Annotated in this window: 16 protein-coding genes; 10 read left to right on the top strand and 6 right to left on the bottom strand. The window is 67.7% G+C overall.

What is annotated here, in order from left to right; genetic code table 11:
• Positions 1 to 583 precede the first annotated feature (583 nt).
• Genes KPB06_RS27200 through KPB06_RS27170 form a run of 7 tightly spaced genes read left to right on the top strand, consistent with a single transcriptional unit; the run spans position 584 to position 7,804 of the window.
• Positions 584 to 1,273: a CDP-alcohol phosphatidyltransferase family protein gene (locus tag KPB06_RS27200; protein WP_059582348.1), complete on the top strand. Its 690-nt coding sequence runs from the start codon at positions 584 to 586 to the stop codon at positions 1,271 to 1,273.
• Entirely contained in the window at positions 1,270 to 2,079 is an 810-nt protein-coding gene (locus tag KPB06_RS27195) for a HalD/BesD family halogenase (RefSeq protein WP_059582349.1), read from the top strand. Before KPB06_RS27200 ends, KPB06_RS27195 begins: the two co-directional genes overlap by 4 nt.
• Positions 2,076 to 3,077: an HpnL family protein gene (locus KPB06_RS27190; protein WP_059582352.1), complete on the top strand. Its 1,002-nt coding sequence runs from the start codon at positions 2,076 to 2,078 to the stop codon at positions 3,075 to 3,077. The genes KPB06_RS27195 and KPB06_RS27190 overlap by 4 nt, the downstream gene beginning before the upstream one ends.
• A 35-nt stretch (positions 3,078 to 3,112) precedes the next feature.
• Positions 3,113 to 3,880 (top strand): phosphocholine cytidylyltransferase family protein, encoded by a 768-nt coding sequence (locus tag KPB06_RS27185; RefSeq protein WP_059582354.1) that lies wholly within the window; start codon positions 3,113 to 3,115, stop codon positions 3,878 to 3,880.
• Complete coding sequence (gene aepX, locus KPB06_RS27180; RefSeq protein WP_089465543.1) at positions 3,877 to 5,562, top strand: phosphoenolpyruvate mutase; 1,686 nt, start codon at positions 3,877 to 3,879, stop codon at positions 5,560 to 5,562. Before KPB06_RS27185 ends, aepX begins: the two co-directional genes overlap by 4 nt.
• Positions 5,559 to 6,740: a phosphonopyruvate decarboxylase gene (aepY, locus tag KPB06_RS27175; RefSeq protein WP_059582360.1), complete on the top strand. Its 1,182-nt coding sequence runs from the start codon at positions 5,559 to 5,561 to the stop codon at positions 6,738 to 6,740. The genes aepX and aepY overlap by 4 nt, the downstream gene beginning before the upstream one ends.
• Entirely contained in the window at positions 6,740 to 7,804 is a 1,065-nt protein-coding gene (locus KPB06_RS27170; RefSeq protein ID WP_059582362.1) for a 2-aminoethylphosphonate aminotransferase, read from the top strand. Before aepY ends, KPB06_RS27170 begins: the two co-directional genes overlap by 1 nt.
• Before the next feature lie 94 nt (positions 7,805 to 7,898).
• Here the strand turns inward: KPB06_RS27170 and KPB06_RS27165 are convergent, their stop codons facing one another.
• Both KPB06_RS27165 and KPB06_RS27160 read right to left on the bottom strand, forming a co-directional pair.
• Complete coding sequence (locus KPB06_RS27165; RefSeq protein ID WP_059582365.1) at positions 7,899 to 8,216, bottom strand: hypothetical protein; 318 nt, start codon at positions 8,214 to 8,216, stop codon at positions 7,899 to 7,901.
• 92 nt (positions 8,217 to 8,308) lie between these two features.
• Positions 8,309 to 8,545: a hypothetical protein gene (locus KPB06_RS27160; RefSeq protein WP_059582368.1), complete on the bottom strand. Its 237-nt coding sequence runs from the start codon at positions 8,543 to 8,545 to the stop codon at positions 8,309 to 8,311.
• A 347-nt stretch (positions 8,546 to 8,892) separates the two neighbouring features.
• Between KPB06_RS27160 and KPB06_RS27155 the strand changes: the two genes are divergently transcribed.
• Entirely contained in the window at positions 8,893 to 9,180 is a 288-nt protein-coding gene (locus KPB06_RS27155; protein WP_081066423.1) for a hypothetical protein, read from the top strand.
• A gap of 321 nt (positions 9,181 to 9,501) precedes the next feature.
• Positions 9,502 to 10,320: a PA3715 family protein gene (locus KPB06_RS27150; RefSeq protein ID WP_059582371.1), complete on the top strand. Its 819-nt coding sequence runs from the start codon at positions 9,502 to 9,504 to the stop codon at positions 10,318 to 10,320.
• A gap of 29 nt (positions 10,321 to 10,349) precedes the next feature.
• On the opposite strand, the gene KPB06_RS27145 is transcribed toward KPB06_RS27150, so the two are convergent.
• Positions 10,350 to 11,501, bottom strand: coding sequence for an acyltransferase family protein (locus tag KPB06_RS27145; RefSeq protein ID WP_275905887.1), 1,152 nt, complete (start codon positions 11,499 to 11,501; stop codon positions 10,350 to 10,352).
• A gap of 327 nt (positions 11,502 to 11,828) precedes the next feature.
• Between KPB06_RS27145 and pip the strand changes: the two genes are divergently transcribed.
• Positions 11,829 to 12,761 carry a prolyl aminopeptidase gene (pip, locus tag KPB06_RS27140; protein WP_275905888.1) on the top strand — a complete coding sequence of 311 codons (933 nt, stop codon included), beginning with the start codon at positions 11,829 to 11,831 and terminating at the stop codon, positions 12,759 to 12,761.
• A 60-nt stretch (positions 12,762 to 12,821) separates the two neighbouring features.
• Here pip and KPB06_RS27135 read toward each other — a convergent pair whose 3' ends face one another.
• The 3 genes from KPB06_RS27135 to KPB06_RS27125 form a co-directional block, all read right to left on the bottom strand.
• Entirely contained in the window at positions 12,822 to 13,094 is a 273-nt protein-coding gene (locus tag KPB06_RS27135) for a hypothetical protein (protein ID WP_059582375.1), read from the bottom strand.
• A gap of 177 nt (positions 13,095 to 13,271) precedes the next feature.
• Positions 13,272 to 14,303 (bottom strand): transglutaminase family protein, encoded by a 1,032-nt coding sequence (locus tag KPB06_RS27130; protein WP_059582378.1) that lies wholly within the window; start codon positions 14,301 to 14,303, stop codon positions 13,272 to 13,274.
• Entirely contained in the window at positions 14,297 to 16,903 is a 2,607-nt protein-coding gene (locus KPB06_RS27125; protein WP_059582381.1) for a circularly permuted type 2 ATP-grasp protein, read from the bottom strand. Before KPB06_RS27125 ends, KPB06_RS27130 begins: the two co-directional genes overlap by 7 nt.
• Between the last annotated feature and the right edge of the window lie 117 nt (positions 16,904 to 17,020).

Here is a 17,020-nt window from a genome sequence, read left to right as displayed (position 1 = left end):
GGGGCCGCGAGGGGCGGCCCGGCACCACGGGCACGGTCGGAGTATCGCAGAGGCGATCGCCGCGAAATGTCCGCTGGATGCAAAAGATCCTTGCCGGATTTGTCGGGTATCGAACGGTCGTTCCGTGACAGGCGATCGGCCCGCGCGATGCGCGCGAAAGGTACGTGAAAGCACCGGGGCGGAATCGCCGGTTCGCGATCGCCGGCCGTCGCGCATCAATCGACGGATGTCCCTCGACATTGACGGCCTTTGGTTCGGCAACGGACGACACCCGTCCGGCGTGGCCGATTGTCGCCCGCTGCGCTCTTTCCCGGCCTGACGGAGGTCAAGCTCCGGTCCATCGCGCGCCGCCGGCCGGCCGGCGCGAGAAGCGCCGCCGCGCCGGCCCGCGAAGCCCCTGCGGCCTTGACAGCCGCGCGATGCGGACCACACTGGAAAGTGGGTCCGGCCGCCCGGTCGGCGGCCTCGTTCGCCGGCGCGTTTTCGAACCGCCCGATGCCTGCAAGACGCGGTAACACTCCCGCATGTCAGGACATTGATCGAATAAAAAGCAACAAATTACAATTCCGTATATATTTCGCCGATGGACCAAAGAAAAACCGCCACACACCCCGAACCGCCCCTGCCACGCACGTGGGATGCGCGGCTCGCGCGCTCGCTTGTCCGACCGCTCGTCGATACGCCGGTCACCCCGAATCACCTCACCACCCTTCGTCTGCTGATCGGCCTCGCCGGCGCCTGGTGCCTCGCGCACGGCGGCTTCGGCTGGAGCAATGCGGGTGCGTTCCTGATCGTGCTGTCGAACTTCGTCGACCATACCGACGGCGAGCTCGCGCGCATCAGCGGCAAGTCCAGCAAGATCGGTCATTTTTACGACCTCGCGGCCGATGCGCTCGTCACGGTCGCGCTGTTCGTCAGCATGGGCGTCGGCATCGTCGCCCAGGGCGGCCAGATGGCCGCGTCGCCGGTGCTGCTCGGCGCCGTGGCCGGCGCGGCCGTCGCGCTGATCTTCTTCCTGCGCATGCGGATCGAATCGATCGCCGGCAAGGCCGGCACCAAGCAGGCGTTCGCCGGCGGCTTCGAAACCGAGGACGTGCTGTACCTGCTGCCGATCGTGACGCTCGTCGACGGCGTGCAGCCGTTCCTGCTCGCGGCGTCGATCGGCGCCCCGCTGTTCGCCGCCTGGGTCGTGATCGACTGGTGGCGCGTCGTGCGGCGCGGCAACCGCGGCGACCTTTCGCAGAATTCAACCGAAATCCAGGCTTCCAAATGACTCCTAGCACGCGCGACGATTCCGTGCTGAGCCCGGCACGCCCCGCGCCCGTGCGCGCGAAGGCGGCCGATCCCGATCGCACCGTGGCCGACTGCGTCGGCCGGCTCGACCTCGAGCGCCTGCGCGGCGACTACACGCGCCAGGGCTCGTTCCTCTATCTCGACGCATTCCTGCCGGCCGACGCGCACGCGAAGCTGGCGGATGCCGCGCGCGCGATGCAGGCCGGCCTGAACCGCAATTACCTGCCCGGCCACAAGCAGGGCGGCAGCGTGAGCCGCCATACGATCGACGAGCAGGCGCCGTACATCGCCGAGCTGTATCGCTCGAAGGCGCTGATCGGCTTCCTCGAGAAAATCACCGGCGACAAGCTGATGCTGTCGCCGGACGACGATCCGCACGCGTACGCGCTCTACTACTACACGAAACCCGGCGACCACATCGGCTGGCACTACGATACGTCGTACTACGACGGCCGCCGCTACACGCTGCTGATCGGCGTTATCGACGAATCGTCGTGCCGACTCGACTACGAGCTGCATACGCGCAACCCGGACGTGCCCGACGAACCGGGCTCCGTGCAGATCGCCGACGGCGGCATCGTGCTGTTCGACGGCGACAAGCTGCGCCACCGCATCACGCCGCTCGGCCAGAACGAGATGCGCGTGTCGCTCACGTTCGAATACGTGACGAACCCCGGCATGCGGCCGTGGAAGCGCTTCATCTCGAACATGAAGGACGCGATCGCGTATTTCGGTTTCCGCCAGGTCTTCAAGCAGTTGGCGACGCGACGCACGAGCGGGTCATGACACGCGCGGGCCTCATCCTGCTGTCCCTCGGGACCGCACTCTTCATCGCCCTGCTGGCCTGGCAAGGCGTCGGCGCGGTGGCGTCCACGTTCCTCGCGGCCGGCTGGGGCCTCGCGCTCGTCGCGGCGTTCCACGTCGTGCCGCTCGTGATCGACGCAGTAGCCATTACGGTCATGTTCCGCCGCGGGCAGCCGGGCGCCGAACTCGGCAATGCGCTGCGCGCGCGCTGGGTCGGCGAATCGGTGAACAGCCTGCTGCCCGCCGGGCAGATCGGCGGCCCCGTACTGATGGTGCGCCACCTCGCGCAGCGCGGCACGCGGATGGCCGACGCGGCCGCCGCCGTGACCGTCGGCACGACGATGCAGGCGCTCTCGCAGATGGCCTTCGCGCTGATCGGCATCGCCGCGTTCAGCCTGTATGCGACGCACGAGTCGGTCGCGCACCTGCGCACGCCCGCGCTGATCGCCACCGGCGTGCTCGGCGCGCTCGCGGTGATGTTCTATCTGGCGCAGCGGCGCGGCCTGTTCGGCCGCGGCCTGCGCCTCGCGTCGAAGCTGCTCGGCCCGCGCGACTGGTCGTCGCTCGCCACGCGCGCCGACGCGATCGACGGCGCCGTCGGCGCGCTGTACCGCGATCGCGCGAAAGTCGCGAAGACCTTCGCGTTGAGCCTCGTCGGCTGGATCGTCGGCACCGCGGAAGTGTGGCTCGCGCTGCACTTCCTCGGGCATCCGGTGAGCTGGCTCGACGCGCTGCTGCTCGAAAGCGTCGGCCAGGCGATTCGCGGCGCGGCCTTCGCGATCCCGGGCTCGCTCGGCGCGCAGGAAGGCGGCTACCTGCTGCTCGCGCCGCTGGTCGGCTTGCCGCCCGACGCGGCGCTCGCGCTGTCGCTCGCGAAGCGTGCGCGCGAACTCGCGCTCGGCCTGCCCGGCCTGCTCTATCTGCATTTCAGTGAAAGAAACTGGCAGCGGCGCCGTGCGCCGCAGCCGCTCGCCGACTGATCGTTCAGATCGCCGGCTTTTTGGTTGGAGAACCCATGCGAGCCATCATTCTTGCGGCAGGCCTCGGCTTGCGCCTGCAACAACCGCCCGAAGCGCAGTTTCCGAAGTGCCTGCTGCGCTTCGACGACGTGTCGCTGCTCGAGCGCCATCTGCGCGTGCTCGACGCCGCGGGCGTCGACGAGATCGTGCTCGGGCTCGGCTTTCAGCACGAGAAGGTCGAGCAGGAACTGAAGCGCCTCGGCCGCACCGCCGAGATCGTGATCAACGACCGCTACGACCTCGGCAGCGTGCTGACCGTGCATACCGTCGCCGAGGCGATGACGCGCGGCGGCGACGTGCTGCTGATGGACGCGGACGTGCTGTACGACGAGAACATCCTGCACGCGCTGGTGGCCGATTCCGATCGCGCGGTCGACCGCCTGCTGATCGACCGCGACTTCGAGGCCGGCGACGAGCCCGTCAAGCTGTGCCTGAAGAACGGCGTGCCGGTCGAGCTGCGCAAGCAGCTCGCGGTCGACCTCGACTACGACACGATCGGCGAATCGGTCGGCTTCTTCCGCTTCACCGAAGGCACCGCGCGCCGCCTCGCGACGATCGTCGCGGGCTACGTCGACAGCGGCCGCGCGAACATGCCGCACGAGGAAGCCGTGCGCGACCTGCTGCTCGAAGGCGGCCATTCGTTCGACGTCGCCGACGTCACCGGCTCGCCGTGGATCGAGATCGATTTCCCGAACGACGTCGCACGCGCGACGCAAGACATTCTTCCCCTGATTCAACGCACTACCGCCGGAGCCGCACGATGAACGCACGCGAACCCAACTTCACCGAATCGCGCAGCGCGCGCCTGCGCCGCATGCTCGTCAGCAGCGATCTCGAATTCCTGATGGAAGCGCACAACGGCCTGTCCGCGCGGATCGTCCGCGAGGCCGGCTTCAAGGGCATCTGGGCCTCGGGCCTCGCGATCTCCGCGCAGTTCGGCGTGCGCGACAACAACGAAGCGAGCTGGACGCAGGTCGTCGACGTGCTCGAATTCATGGCCGACGCGAGCGACCTGCCGATCCTGCTCGACGGCGACACCGGCTACGGCAACTTCAACAACGTGCGCCGTCTCGTGAAGAAGCTCGAGCAGCGCGGCATCGCCGGCGTGTGCATCGAGGACAAGCAGTTTCCGAAGACCAACAGCTTCATCGGCGGCGAACGCCAGCCGCTCGCCGAGATCGACGAATTCTGCGGCAAGATCAAGGCCGGCAAGGATTCGCAGACCGACCCCGACTTCTCGATCGTCGCGCGCGTCGAAGCGCTGATCGCGGGCTGGGGGATGGACGAGGCGCTGCGCCGCGCGAACGCGTACGCGGAAGCCGGCGCCGACGCGATCCTGATCCACAGCAAGCTGTCGCGCCCCGACGAAATCCTGCAGTTCGCGCGCGAATGGAGCGGCAAGGCGCCGCTCGTGATCGTGCCGACCAAGTACTACAGCACGCCGACCGACGTGTTCCGCCAGGCCGGCATCAGCACCGTGATCTGGGCGAACCACCTGATCCGCGCGTCGGCATCCGCGATGCAGGCGACCGCGCGCGAGATCTACGAGAGCCAAACGCTGATCAACGTCGAGGACCGCGTCGCATCGGTCAACGAGATCTTCCGCCTGCAGGACGCCGACGAGTACTCGGCGGCCGAGCGTATCTACCTGTCTTCGTCGTCGCGCGCGTCGAATGCGGCGATCGTGCTCGCCGCGAGCCGCGGCAAGGGCCTCGAAGCCGTCACCGAAGATAAACCCAAGGTCATGCTGCCGGTCGCCGGCAAGCCGCTGCTGCGCTGGCTCGTCGACGGCTTCAAGACGCACGGCGTAAACGACATCACCGTGGTCGGCGGCTATCGCGCCGATGCGATCGACACGTCGGGCATCAAGCTCGTCGTCAACGAGCGCCATGCGCAGACGGGCGAACTCGCATCGCTCGCCTGCGCGGCCGACCGCCTGACCGGCGACACCGTGATCTCGTACGGCGACCTGCTGTTCCGCAGCTACATCGTGCGCGACCTCGCGGAGAGCGAGGCCGAGTTCAGCGTGGTGGTCGATTCGTCGCTCACCGAGACCAACCAGAGCGTGCGCGACTTCGCCCTCTGCTCGGCGGCCGACGATCGCGGCCTGTTCGGCCAGAAGACCTACCTGCAGCGCGTGTCGAGCGACGTCGCCGCGGGCACCCCGCACGGCCGCTGGATCGGCCTGCTGAACGTGCGCGGCGCCGGCGTCGACCGCCTGAAGGCGATGCTCGCGACGCTGCAGGCGCGTCCTGATTTCGACACGCTCGACATCCCGTCGCTGCTGAACGAACTGATTGCCGCCGGCGAGAAGATCGAAGTGCAGTACGTGCACGGCCACTGGCGCGGCGTCAACGACCTCGAAGACTTCCGCCGCGCGGGCGATTTCGCACACGGCCAGACGCCGCTGTCCGAGCCGGGCACCGCCAACGGGGGCGCGCAATGATCGAAGCGGCCCAGTTCGTCGAGGCCGCGCGCGAACGCGGCTTCGACTGGTACGCGGGCGTGCCCTGCTCGTACCTGACGCCGTTCATCAATTACGTGTTGCAGGACCCGACGCTGCATTACGTGTCGGCCGCGAACGAAGGCGACGCGGTCGCACTGATCGCCGGCGCGACGCTCGGCGGCAAGCGCGGAATCGCGATGATGCAGAACTCGGGGCTCGGCAACGCGGTGAGCCCGCTCACGTCGCTCACCTGGACGTTCCGCCTGCCGCAGTTGCTGATCGTCACGTGGCGCGGCCAGCCGGGCGTGGCCGACGAGCCGCAGCACGCGCTGATGGGCCCGATCACGCCCGCGATGCTCGACACGATGGAGATCCCGTGGGAGACGTTCCCGACCGACCCGGAACAGGTCGGCCCGGCACTCGACCGCGCGATCGCGCACATGGACGCGACGGGCCGCCCGTACGCGCTCGTGATGCAGAAAGGCAGCGTCGCGCCGTATGAACTGAAGGCGAACCCGGCCGCGACGCCGCGCGCGCACGTCGCCGCACAATCGTCGGCGCGCGCCGCGTCGGCCGATGCATGGCCGACCCGTCACGACGCGCTGCAGCGCGTGATCGCGCATACGCCGGTCGATTCGACCGTCGTGCTCGCGTCGACCGGTTTCTGCGGCCGCGAACTCTACGCGCTCGACGATCGCCCGAACCAGCTTTACATGGTCGGCTCGATGGGCTGCGTGACGCCGCTCGCGCTCGGCCTCGCGCTCGCACGGCCCGACCTGCGCGTGGTGGCCGTCGACGGCGATGGCGCCGCGCTGATGCGCATGGGTGTGTTCGCGACGCTCGGCACCTACGGCCCGGCCAACCTCACGCACGTGCTGCTCGACAACGGCGCGCACGAATCGACGGGCGGCCAGGCGACGGTGTCGCAGCATGTGTCGTTCGCGGGTGTCGCCGCTTCGTGCGGTTATGCGTCGGCGGTCGAAGGCGATACGCTCGACGTGCTCGATGCGGCGCTGGCTGCCACGGGCGACGGTGCACAGTTCGTGCGCATTGCAATCCGCACCGGCGTGCCCGACGGCCTGCCGCGCCCGACCGTCACGCCGGTCGAGGTCAAGACCCGTCTGATGCGGCACATCGGCGCCGCGCAGACCGAAGCCCACGTCGAAGGAGCCCATTGATGCTGCTGCTGAACCCCGGCCCGGTCACGCTCTCCGAACGCGTGCGCCGCAGCCTGCTGCAACCCGACCTGTGCCATCGCGAAGGCGAATTCTTCGACTTGCAGGATGAAGCGCGCGCGCGGCTCGTTGCCGCGTATGAACTCGACCCGGCCGAATGGGCCGCCGTGCTGATGACGGGTTCCGGCACCGCCGCCGTCGAAAGCATGATCGCCGCGCTCGTGCCGCAGGACGGCAAGCTGCTCGTGATCGAGAACGGCGTGTACGGCGAGCGGATCACGCAGATCGCCACGCAGTACGGCATCGCGCACGATGTGCTGAAGCACGAGTGGATGCAGGCGCCGGATGTCGCACAGATTGGCGCTCGCCTCGACGCGGGCCGCTACTCGCATGTCGCGGTGATCCATCACGAAACGACGACGGGCCGGCTGAACGACCTCGGCGCCATCGCCGAGGTGTGCCGTGCGCGCGGCGTGAAGATGCTCGTGGACGGCGTCAGCAGCTTCGGCGCGGAAGCGATCGATTTTGCAGGTGGCGACATCGATGCGGTTGCCGCGACCGCGAACAAGTGCCTGCATGGTGTGCCGGGTGCCGCGTTCGTGATCGTGCGCCGTAGTGCGCTCGCGAAGGCCGCGAGCCGCACGTACTATCTCGATCTCGGCCGGCTTGCGAAGCTGCAGGATCAGCGGAATACGCCGTTTACGCCGTCCGTGCATGCGTATTACGCGTTGGTCGAAGCGCTGCGCGAGTTCGATGAGGCCGGCGGCTGGCGTGCTCGGCATGCGCATTACAAGGCGCTTGCCGATCAGGCGCAGGCGGGGCTTGTTGCACGCGGGATGCCGCTGGTGCTGCCGGAAGGCGAGTCGTCAGTGGTTTTGCGTGCGTACAGGCTGCCGCAGGGTGTGACGTACGAAACCCTGCACGACGGGCTGAAGGCGCGCGGCTTCGTGATCTACGCCGGGCAAGGCGGGCTGTCGAAGGAACTGTTCCGGATCTCGACGATGGGGGCGATTCAGGCGGCCGATGTCGAACGGTTGCTGGATGGTTTTACCCAGTTGACGCGGTAAGCGCTGCCCTCACCTTCGTCCACGAAAGGCCCGCAAGGGCCTTTTTTCTTGTCCTTCACAATCGTGGACGTGACGCATGGGTGTCGGCAATGCCCTATCCCCTGGGGTGTTTCATTTCCTCGGCCTCCACCGCGGCGAGCCGTTCTTCGCTGGCGGAAACAGATCCCATGGCTTCGTCGATCGATGCCAATGCAAACTCGCATGCCAGTCTCGTTTCTTCAACGGTGGGCTCCGGCTTCTCGTCGTCGCCCGGCGGAGGCGCAAGCATGTCGCCGAGCATCATTGCCAGTTCCTGGGTATCCCATTGCTCGCCCCTTTGCTCCTTCCTCTTTATGTAATGCCGGATTTCCGCGTCTTGCTCCGGCGAGAGCGGGAGATGTCGAAACGTGTTGCTTGGGCTGGCGTCAATCATGATGTTGCTCCTGAATTTGAAATCGGCTTGCTCGAGCTGCCCCCCCGGTTACGCGTGCAGCCGCGGAATAACAACGGTGGCGGAACAGAGGCCTATTTGCCGCAGCGCGGAACTTGAATTCCGTCGATGCGCCCTAAAAGCTCGTCCACCTGGAGCTCGAGGATCCTGTTTCGGTTGGATTGCTTGCGGAGTTTGTTGAGCCTGATCCGCCAATACGAAGGATCACTTACGGACGATTTGTTGACGAAGGCGTGTTGGGCTTGTTCAAGCAGCCCGATCGATCGCCTGATATGTACCAATTCGCGCTCCACATCGCAGTACCAGCTCATGTTCGCCGCCTTTGATTAATATTTGCATCTTGAATCGATGCCCAGCGAGAACACCAGGGTTCGCTCGAACGGCGGCACGGGAGCCGGTTCCGACGGATGCATGCCGCACGGCACCGCGGGTCGAAGAGACGGAAATACCGTGCGCAAGCCAGGGGTGCGGCCCAGGCTGGAAGGGGGAGCCATCGATACGCATGCGGCTCGGATGAAACCATCATACGCGTATCGCCGGACAGGCAACCACTTTATTTCGGCTGGCCGCGACGAGTGCGGATGCGCGCCTCGTCATCCGCGTCACCCCGCCCCAACCGTTCCGTGTATAGTGGGCTTCCCCTTATGGAGCAACCAACATGCCAACCTATCCGTTTCTTCTCTATAAGGGGTACGAACTTCATCCCCTTGTCTTCTCCTGCACGTTCCATCGCTTTGACAGGCATTCCCGTTACGCCGAAGGGTATGACATCGCCGTGCGCATATGTCGCCCGGCCTCGATGGCAAGCGCGCCTTCAAGCCGTGTTTTCCGACTGAACCAGCCCCACACATTCTCCGACTTTGGAGTGGCGAGGCGGGCGGCCCGGCAGCAAGGCAAGGACATCGTCGACGGGAAGGTGAACGGCGCGTCAGTTGTCGATCTATGAAAGCGCCGTCCGTCGGTATCGGCCGTGCACATCGACCGGGACGGAATGCCTCATTACCATGTGCTGCGTGCGTGCCGCGAGCCGACGAGTGTGCCGAATGCCGAGCGTCGTGTTCGCGCCGCGAAGCAAGCCGTCTCGTGCACCTGTCGACGGTAACAACCTCCGTGCACCCGCTTCGATCGCGAACGACGCATGCCCGCCATCCTGAACGACCGATGGTCCGTCAATGCCGAACGTCAATCCCGTTGGAATCGGCCGACGGAAGTGGGTCGGGAGGCAACGCCCACGAATACCGATGAAGACACATTTCCGATCGCGACAATGAGAATCTTGCGCTTCGCCCCAATGCTGACGCTCGTCGCCTCCCCCGTCGTTCACGCTGCCGACAGCCAGTCTTGCAGCGACGCAGTCGTCGCAGCCGTCGCCCGCTGGGCCGGTGTCGCGAGCGCGCGCATCGCCACGCGCGACGCGGACCGGCTCGTCGTCGCATCGTCATGCAAGGCGACGCCGAACGCGCCGGAAACGACGATCGCCGCCGTCGCGTTCGATTCGCTGCCGAAGAGCAAGAATCCGAACGAAAGCCAAAAACTGCAGGTGGTCGCGCTCGTCGAAGGCGGCAAGGTCGTGGCGGCCGATCGATCGGTGGTCGAAGAGGATGCGGCAACGGAAATCGGCGAGAACAGCTACCGCATCGACACGGCGCCCTACCGGCTCTCGCCCGACGTACGGGCGTTCGGCGTCGTGTTTACCAGCAGCGCACGCGGGCCAAGTTGCCCCGACGCGAATGCGAGCGAAGAGCTGACGCTGTGGATTCGTGAAGGCAACCGAATCCGCCCGGTGTTCGGCACCAACCTCTACGGATGGATCAGCGTCGAAGGCGATGCCTGCGGCCCTGGCGTCGGCGATGCGCGCAGTGAAGAGGCCCGTATGACGATCGCCGTCGAGAAAACATCTAGCCACGGCTTTGCCGACCTGTCGATCACGGCGCACATCACGACGACGCAGCGCAAGAACGGTGATTACTCGGATACGGGCAAGCGCACGGTGCGCACGGTCGTCCACTACGACGGCAAGTCCTATGGAATCGACATGTTCCGGAACTTCTGGTATTCGCCCGCCGCAATGAAGCGCTTCCAGTAAGACCGCAGTGAATCGCGGCGCTACCCCCCCTACTCCACCACCTTCGCCCCGATCGCGTCGGTCGGCGCCGGCATCCGCAACGCGTCATCCCGCACACGCCGCGCCTCGCGCGCCGTATAGCGATCCTTCAGCCGCAGGAACGGTTTTTCGACGAGGAAGTAGCTGGCGGTCGCGGCAATCAGTGCCCACACGATACCAAGCGGAAACCCATGCGGCACGGGCAGATGCGGGTTCGCGAACGGCTGCTGCCACAGATAAAGACTGAACGAGATCGTACCCACGAACACGACCGGCCGCGTACGCAACCACCGCGCGCACCAGAACTCGCCGCGAAAATTCAGCACGACGATCACGATCGCGATCAGCGCGGCTTCGAGCGTCACGCCGTACGTCGCATTCCAGAAGCCGCCGAGCCGGTGCTCGGCGAACGGCATGCCGATCAGCACGACGAAGACGAGCGCCGTCACGATGCGCGCCTCGCCGCGCCACCAGCCGATCCACGCTTCGAGCCGTTCGCGGTTGAGCGACGCATAACAGCCGATCAGGATCGGATCGACACCGGTGTGCAGCATCATCCCGAGCTGCCCGCGCAGCGCCGGCGCAACGAAATACGTGACGGTGCGCACCAGCGGCACGACCAGGATCAGCGCGGCCAGCCAGCGCGTGCCGGCGCGGCGGATGCCGAGCACGAACAGCAACGGCCAGAACCAGTAGAACTGCTCCTCGAGCGCGAGCGACCAGAAATGGCCGAGATACCACGCGCCGTCGGGGTGCAGCGCGTTGTCGCCGGTCAGCCCGAACCACGCCGAGTAATTCCACAGGTGCAGCGCCGCATAAAGCCACTGCCGACGATCGACGTCGACCCCGCCGGTGAACGCGACGATCGCAACGGCCGCGAGATACACATAGCAGGCCGGCCAGATCCGCAGCGCCCGGCGCACGTAGAACGACGTCAGCGCGATGCCGCCCGTGCGCGCGAACTCGGCGCGCAGCACATTGGTGATCAGAAAACCGCTCAGCACGAAGAAGATCAGCACGCCGAGCCGGCCGTCGGCGATCAGCCGCAACGGCGCGTACCAGCCCGTATAGCCGCCGGGCAGCACATGCTCGGCGTGACCGACGACGACCATCGCGACCGCGACGGCGCGCAACCCGGTCAACTGCGTGACGCGATGGTTCATCGGCTGGTTTCCGTTGGCACGGTAAAGGAACAGGAATCGGCCGGCGCCCGACCGGCCCGCCGACATGTCGCCGGGATTTTGTATGAAAAATATCGGAATGAAATTGCTTCAAAAATCCGCGCGACAGAACGCCGTCGGCGACGCCGCGCCACGGCGCGCCCACGCCCTGCGCGACGAATGGGCATAATGACAAGCCTTGTCCGGCGGCGGCCGGTCCGATGCCTACGCAACGAATTTTGCGGCGCAGCAACACCCGCGGTACCGTACCCGCCCGCACACCGGTCCGCGCCTCGTCCGCCCCTGTCGACCCTCACCCGGAGCCTGCCTGTGTACCCACCGATCGAACCCTACGCCCACGGCCATCTCGACACCGGCGACGGCCACCGCATCTACTGGGAACGCTGCGGCAACCCGGCCGGCAAGCCCGCCGTGTTCCTGCACGGCGGCCCCGGCGCCGGCTGCGGCCCGGACCACCGCCGCCTGTTCGATCCCGAGCGCTACGACATCCTGCTGTTCGACCAGCGCGGCTGCGGGCGCTCGACGCCGCATGCGAGTCTCGAGAACAACACGACGTGGGATCTGGTCGCCGATATCGAACGCCTGCGCGAAATGGTCGGCGCCGAACAATGGCTGGTGTTCGGCGGCTCGTGGGGAAGCGCGCTGGCGATCGCGTACGCGGAGACCCACCCCGAACGCGTGAGCGCGCTGATCGTGCGCGGCATCTTCACGATGCGTCGCGCGGAACTGCTGTGGTACTACCAGGAAGGCGCGTCGTGGCTGTTTCCCGATCATTGGGAAGACTTCCTCGCACCGATTCCGGAAGCCGAGCGCGGCGATCTGATGGCCGCCTACCATCGCCGGCTCACCGGCGACGACGAAGCCGCGAAACTCCAAGCCGCACGCGCGTGGAGCATCTGGGAAGGCCGGACGATCACGCTGCTGCCCGATCCCGCGCTCGCCGCGCATTTCGGGGACGGCCACTATGCGCTCGCGTTCGCGCGGATCGAAAACCACTACTTCGTGAACAAGGGTTTCGTCGAGGAAGGCCAGTTGCTGCGCGACGCACATCGGCTCGTCGGCATTCCGGGCGTGATCGTGCAGGGCCGCTATGACATCGCGACCCCGGCGCGCACCGCATGGGAGCTGTCGAAGGCGTGGCCGGACGCGGCGTTCGAGATCGTGCCCGGCGCGGGGCATGCGTACAACGAGCCGGGGATTCTGGAGGCGCTCGTCGCGGCGACGGACCGGTTCGCTGCGTGATCGACGGAATGCGGCGCGGCGCGTGTCTCCGTGCCTACGGGCACGCTTACGCGCCGCCGGTCACAACGCGGCTTCGACGATCGTCCGGCCGCTGATCGCCCGTTCGACGAGCTGTTCGTCGCCGACCTTGCGGATCGCGTCGTCGAGCAGCCCTTCGGGTTCCTCGGTCGCCACCTTCAGCAAGCCCGATAGCCCGCGCGCATCGAGCACCACGAGCGTTTCCATCGAATCCGCGCGGCTCACGAGCACGCGCCGAAACGCCGGACCCGCGCCGAAGCTCGCACAAAGCTCGATCGTCTCGTTGCCGAGCGTGTAGTCGAAGTGCTTGATCATGTCCGCCGCCGTTGCATGGAAATGGCGACGCGCGACGGCGCGGCGCCGTGACGTCGACGCACCCGCGCGTGCCGCCGGCGCGCGGGACCTGAGTTCGGACCGTTCGCCAGCACCACCATGCTAGGCGTGCAGTATTAACGAAGACTTAAAGGGTGCGAGCCCCGCCCGGCAGTACCGTCAAGCCGCATCGAGCGGCTCGACCGTCACGCCGACCTTCAGCTCCTGATCCGCGCCGCCGCCGCGGATCACGCCGCGCAGCGGCGTCACGTCGGCATAATCGCGGCCGACCGACAGCATCACGTAGTCGTCGCCGGGCGCACGATCGTTGGTCGGATCGAGTTGCAGCCAGCCACCATCCTCGGGCCACGCCGGATCGTACACGTCGACCCACGCATGCGACGCGTCGGCGCCGATCAGCCGCGGCTGCCCGGGCGGCGGCTGCGTGAGCAGGTAACCGCTGACGTAACGCGCGGCCAGCCCGAGCGAGCGCAGCGCGCCGATCATCACGTGCGCGAAATCCTGGCACACGCCCTTGCGCAACCGCAGCGCGTCGAGTGCCGACGTCGTGATGTCGGTGCTGTTCGGCGTGTACGCGAAATCGGCATGCACACGCCGCATCAGATCCCACGCCGCCTGCACGAGCGGCCGTTGCGGCGTGAAGCTCGCGGCCGCGTATGCGGCGAGTTCGGGGTCGCACGCCACGTGCGGCGACGCGAACACGAACTCGCTCGCCGGGTCGTAAGGCTGCCCCGCGCGGAACCGCAAGCGGTCGCGCACGGCCTCCCATGCGGTGGCGTGCGCGGCGTCCGGATTCGCGATCGACGGCGGCGGCTCGCCGCGGGCGCCAAGCGACCACATCGGCGGCGTCACGCGCACCGTGCTGCGGCTGCGCACGAGCAGCGCGTCGTGCGGCTGGTTCAGTGCGAACGACGCACGCGCGTTGCCGAACGCGTCGATCTCGGTGCAGACCGATTCCGGCGCGGGCTCGATGTCGAGCGAGAACGACAGCATCTGCTGGCGCGGCGTCGCGAGCGGTTGCAGGCGAGCCTGGTGCTGCGCGGATTCGACACGCGCCGCGTAGCGGTATTCGGTGTCGTGCGTGACGCGCAGCAACCGGCCCGGCGCGACGGCGGCCGGAGCCTCGGCCGCTGCCTGCCGTGCATGGCCGGCACCGGATGGCGTTTTCGGTGCGCCTTTCATCATCACCATAGCGTCCTGCCCGCCTCGCGCACGTGGCTGAAATAGCGCTCGCCGATCCGGTTCGACAGTTCCCACACCGCCTTCACCGTCGTGTCGAGCGCGGCGAGCAGCTTGTCGTGCCGGCCGCCTTCGGCGGTCTCGCACAGCTCGTGGAGCGACCACGCGGGTATGTCCGGAACCGTCTCGGCCAGCTCGGACAGCGCGTAGCCTTCGCTGCGCTCGACCTTCGTCAGCCGGCCGCGCAGCGCCTGCACGACCCAGCCGAGCGAGCGCGGATTGTCGGTATCGAGCACGACGAGCGACAGCAGCGGCGCGACGTCGAAGCCGCGCTGGAACCGCGAACGGAACGTGATCGTGCTGTCGAACAGTTCCAGCACGAGTTCGAAGCCGTCCTGCCGATGCACGGCCCCTTCGTCGAACGCGAACTTCAGCACGCTGCACAGGAAGTCGAGCCGGTCGATCTGCCGGCCGATCGACAGCAATCGCCAGCCGTCGTCGCGCGTCATGTTGTCGGTCTGCGCGCCGGTGATCGCGCCGAGCAGCAGCCCGAGGCGCTCCAGCAACTGCAGCGCGTCGTTGCCGATCTGCTCCTCGGCTTCCGGCTGCCCTGCGCTGTCCGCGAACAGTTGGGTCGCGTCGTCGATCAGCCGCCACTGATCGCTCGACAGCCGTTCGCGGATCGCGGCCGCCGCGCCGCGCATGCCAAACAGGCACGACGCGATGCCCGACGTGCGATCGGCGCCGCGCGTGAGCGACGTCGCCAGCGCGTACTGAAATGCCTGCGGCGCATCGACCGCGTGCGGCGCGTCGGCCGCGACCAGCCCGGTGTCGCGGCACAGCGTGTCGATCAGTTCCAGATGCGCGGGGCTGTCGACGTCGTCTTCGCCGCGCAGCCGTTCGAGCGCGGCGCGCGCGAGGCGCATCAGGTTGGTCGCGCGCTCGGTGTAGCGGCCGAGCCAGAACAGGTTCTCGGCCGCGCGGCTCGCGATCGCGCGCGGCCGCTCGACGAGATCGTCGGGGCCGAGGTGCGTCTGCAGCAGCGTCGTCGAATCGACGATGCCTTCGGTCATCACCCACGTATCGACAGTGCTGCCGCCGCGCGGCATCGGCGCGTTGAACAGTGCGTCGCGCGTGCCGACCCGCGACAGCCCGCCCGGCAGGAGCCGCCAGCGCCGCGCGCCGTCCGCAAGCGCGAACACGCGCAGCAGCAGCGGCTTCGGCACGATCCGTGCACTGCCGTTGCCGTCGGGCGCGTCGGGCCGCGGCCAGGTCGGCGCCTGCGACAGCGGCAGGTCGGCCTGCACCGTATAGTGTTCGGGCCGCGCGAGAATCCGCGCGCGCCATTCCGCCAGTTGCGCCTGCGTGAGCCGCGCGCCGATCACCGGTTCGAACGCCCCGCCTTCCTGCACGTCGGGCGGATAGGATGCCTTGACGATGCTGCGCGCGAGCTGCGGCAGCGCGTCGTCGCACGCGGCCGCCTCGCCGCACCACCACGAATGCACGGCCGGCAGCGTCAGCGTTTCGCCGAGCAGCGCTTCCGCGAGACGCGGCATGAAGCCGAGCATCGCCGGCGATTCGAGGAAACCCGAGCCCGGCGCGTTCGCGAGCAGCACGTTGCCCGCGCGCACGGCCTGCAACAGCCCCGGCACGCCGAGCATCGAATCGGGCCGCAGTTCGAGCGGATCGAGCCACGCATCGTCGACGCGCCGCAGGATGCCATGCACCGGCTCGAGCCCGCTGAGCGTCTTCAGGAATACGCGATTGTCGCGTGCGGTCAGGTCGCCGCCTTCCACGAGCGTGAGGCCGAGATAGCGCGCGAGATACGCATGCTCGAAATAGGTCGCGCTGTGCGGCCCCGGCGTCAGCAGCACGATCCGCGAATTCTTCGCGGCGGGGCTGAGCGACTGCATGCTTTGCAGCAGCGCGCGATACGCGGATGCGAGGCGCTGCACGCGCAGCCCACGAAACCCGCGCGGAAAGAGCCGCGACACGATCAGCCGGTTTTCGAGCAGGTAGCCGAGCCCGGCCGCGCCCTGCGTGTGCTGCGCGACGATCCGCCATTGGCCGTCGGGGCCGCGCGCGAGATCGAACGCGACGACGTGCAGCCACGTATCGCCCGGCACGCGTGCGCCGCGCATCGCGCGCAGATAGCCCGGATGGCCGGTGACGAGCGCGGGCGGCAGCAGCCCGCGTTGCAGGATCGTCTGCGGCCCGTACAGGTCGGCCAGCGTCGCGTTGAGCAGCCGCACGCGCTGCAGCACGCCGCGCTCGATCCCGACCCAATCCTCCGGTGTGACGATCAGTGGCAGCAGGTCGAGCGACCACGGGCCGACCGCGCCGTCGCCGGCGCGCTGCTCGTGCAACTGGTAGAACAGGCCGTTCTCGCGCATGCGCCGGTGCAGTGCATCGGCGCGGCGGTCGAGGTCGGCCACGCCGTCGCTGCCGATCGACGTGAAGAAACTGCGCCATGCGGGCGCAAGCGCGGGCGCGTGCAGGCCGGCCGCGCTGCCGCGCAGTTCGTCGTAACGGCCGGCGGCGGCCGGCGCCGCGAGCGCGGCGGCCAGTTCGGCGGCGTCCGGCTGGGCGCCGGTATCGAAAAGCGTGGGCATCGCGTCGAGGGCGGCGAGATGATCGAGGTCAATGGGCGGCACGATGTCGTTCCGTCGTCAGGGTGCGGCCGCGCACGCGCGCCGCCAGTCGGGCGGCAAGCCGCAGCGCGGAACCGC

Origin of the sequence: Burkholderia semiarida (assembly GCF_029268935.1) — a bacterium.
GTDB classification, from domain to species: domain Bacteria; phylum Pseudomonadota; class Gammaproteobacteria; order Burkholderiales; family Burkholderiaceae; genus Burkholderia; species Burkholderia semiarida.
The sequence above is the reverse complement of the archived record's forward strand: the minus strand, read 5'-3'. Positions and strand labels throughout refer to the sequence as shown.

What these genes read in the sequence shown, in the direction of transcription:
- KPB06_RS27200 (WP_059582348.1), top strand. Translation starts at nt 584, where the DNA reads ATGGACCAAAGAAAAACCGCCACACACCCCGAACCGCCCCTGCCACGC.
- KPB06_RS27195 (WP_059582349.1), top strand. Translation starts at nt 1,270, where the DNA reads ATGACTCCTAGCACGCGCGACGATTCCGTGCTGAGCCCGGCACGCCCC.
- KPB06_RS27190 (WP_059582352.1), top strand. Translation starts at nt 2,076, where the DNA reads ATGACACGCGCGGGCCTCATCCTGCTGTCCCTCGGGACCGCACTCTTC.
- KPB06_RS27185 (WP_059582354.1), top strand. Translation starts at nt 3,113, where the DNA reads ATGCGAGCCATCATTCTTGCGGCAGGCCTCGGCTTGCGCCTGCAACAA.
- aepX (WP_089465543.1), top strand. Translation starts at nt 3,877, where the DNA reads ATGAACGCACGCGAACCCAACTTCACCGAATCGCGCAGCGCGCGCCTG.
- aepY (WP_059582360.1), top strand. Translation starts at nt 5,559, where the DNA reads ATGATCGAAGCGGCCCAGTTCGTCGAGGCCGCGCGCGAACGCGGCTTC.
- KPB06_RS27170 (WP_059582362.1), top strand. Translation starts at nt 6,740, where the DNA reads ATGCTGCTGCTGAACCCCGGCCCGGTCACGCTCTCCGAACGCGTGCGC.
- KPB06_RS27165 (WP_059582365.1), bottom strand. Translation starts at nt 8,216, where the DNA reads ATGATTGACGCCAGCCCAAGCAACACGTTTCGACATCTCCCGCTCTCG.
- KPB06_RS27160 (WP_059582368.1), bottom strand. Translation starts at nt 8,545, where the DNA reads ATGAGCTGGTACTGCGATGTGGAGCGCGAATTGGTACATATCAGGCGA.
- KPB06_RS27155 (WP_081066423.1), top strand. Translation starts at nt 8,893, where the DNA reads ATGCCAACCTATCCGTTTCTTCTCTATAAGGGGTACGAACTTCATCCC.
- KPB06_RS27150 (WP_059582371.1), top strand. Translation starts at nt 9,502, where the DNA reads ATGAGAATCTTGCGCTTCGCCCCAATGCTGACGCTCGTCGCCTCCCCC.
- KPB06_RS27145 (WP_275905887.1), bottom strand. Translation starts at nt 11,501, where the DNA reads ATGAACCATCGCGTCACGCAGTTGACCGGGTTGCGCGCCGTCGCGGTC.
- KPB06_RS27135 (WP_059582375.1), bottom strand. Translation starts at nt 13,094, where the DNA reads ATGATCAAGCACTTCGACTACACGCTCGGCAACGAGACGATCGAGCTT.
- KPB06_RS27130 (WP_059582378.1), bottom strand. Translation starts at nt 14,303, where the DNA reads ATGGTGATGATGAAAGGCGCACCGAAAACGCCATCCGGTGCCGGCCAT.
- KPB06_RS27125 (WP_059582381.1), bottom strand. Translation starts at nt 16,903, where the DNA reads ATGCCCACGCTTTTCGATACCGGCGCCCAGCCGGACGCCGCCGAACTG.